The organism is Streptomyces coelicoflavus (genome assembly GCF_003112555.1).
Taxonomy (GTDB): Bacteria; Actinomycetota; Actinomycetes; order Streptomycetales; family Streptomycetaceae; genus Streptomyces; species Streptomyces coelicoflavus.
Genome location: NZ_BEWB01000041.1, coordinates 1 through 1285 on the forward strand (window position 1 = coordinate 1; position 1285 = coordinate 1285).

Here is a 1285-nt window from a genome sequence, read left to right on the forward strand (position 1 = left end):
TAGGAGCTGTCCGGGCGATCATGTGACCGCCCCGTGCCTGGGTCGTTGTTGTGGGCATGGGGCGGGGCGATCTGACGGATGCCGAGTGGGAACGGCTGCGGCCGTTCCTGCCGGTGAGTAATGGACGTTGTGGCCGGTGGCGGGACCATCGGCAGGTGATCGACGGGATCCTGCACCGGGTGCGGACCGGGGTGCAGTGGCGGGATCTTCCCGAGCGCTTCGGCCCGTGGAAGACCGTGTATGAACGCCACCGGCTGTGGTCGGCCGACGGGACGTGGGAGCGTCTGCTGCAGCAGGTCCAGGCCGCCGCCGATGCCGCGGGCGAGATCGACTGGGACATCTCGGTGGACTCCACCATCGTGCGGGCCCATCAGCACGCGGCCGGTGCCCGGACGGAACCGCCGTCGACGCCCGCGTCAAAGGGGGCCGACGCGGCAGAACACCAGGGCGAAACGCCGTGGCAGGGCCTGCTCGCCCGGCTGGTGGAGGTGGTGCGGGAGGTGAGGGCCTGGGCCGCTCGCGGGGCGGGTTCACCAGCAAACTCCACCTGAGCGCGGACGGCCGCTGCCGCCCGTTGTCCCTGGTCGTGACCGGCGGACAGCGGGCGGACTGCACCCAGTTCCGGACGGTGCTGGAGAAGATCCGTGTTCCGCGGGGCGGTCCGGGCCGGCCGCGCACGAAGCCCGACAGCCTCGCGGCCGATAAGGCATACAGCAACAGTCCGTGCCGCGAGTATCTGCGACGCCGTGGTATCCGGCACTCGATACCGGAGAAGACCGACAGCCAGGCTGCCCGCCTGCGCAAAGGCTCGCGCGGCGGACGGCCACCCGGCTTCGACGAGGAGCGCTACAAGAAGCGCAACACCGTCGAACGGGCGATCAACAGGCTGAAGCAGTCCCGGGCCGTGGCCACTCGCTATGACAAGCGCGGCTATGTCTTCCTCGGCACCGCAACCACCGCGGCTCTGCTCATCTGGCTTCGGAGTTGAGTCCCGGCTTCACAAAGCGACTGGCCGATACGCCAGGGCCCGGGCGACCACATCATCAGCCGTGAGCTCCCGCTGCGGCGGCCAGAAGATCAAGTCACTGACATGTCCGGACGGGCACGCCAGGGCTCTGTCCAGGCTGTCCAGCCAGCCGTCCGCCTCGTCGTCCGAGGCGTAGTCCGCGTCCATGATCCGCTGCACAAGCACGACCGCCTCCGCGCGACTCATCTCCCCAGCACTCATCAGGTCCCTCCGCCGAGCCACCCTAACGACATCCTTGATCGCCTGGACAGTTCCTAG

General features: G+C 68.9%; 1 protein-coding gene and 1 pseudogene. One reads left to right on the top strand and one right to left on the bottom strand.

Features of this window, described 5'->3' with window-relative positions; genetic code table 11:
- Positions 1-56 precede the first annotated feature (56 nt).
- Positions 57-988, top strand: a pseudogene (locus Sco07f_RS39670) (IS5 family transposase).
- 9 nt (positions 989-997) lie between these two features.
- Here the strand turns inward: Sco07f_RS39670 and Sco07f_RS39675 are convergent.
- Positions 998-1228, bottom strand: a complete 231-nt coding sequence (locus Sco07f_RS39675; RefSeq protein WP_108990815.1) for a bacteriocin immunity protein — start codon at positions 1226-1228, stop codon at positions 998-1000.
- Positions 1229-1285 lie beyond the last annotated feature (57 nt).

Coding starts and splice junctions, on each gene's coding strand:
- Sco07f_RS39675 (WP_108990815.1), bottom strand. CDS start 1,228: ATGAGTGCTGGGGAGATGAGTCGCGCGGAGGCGGTCGTGCTTGTGCAG.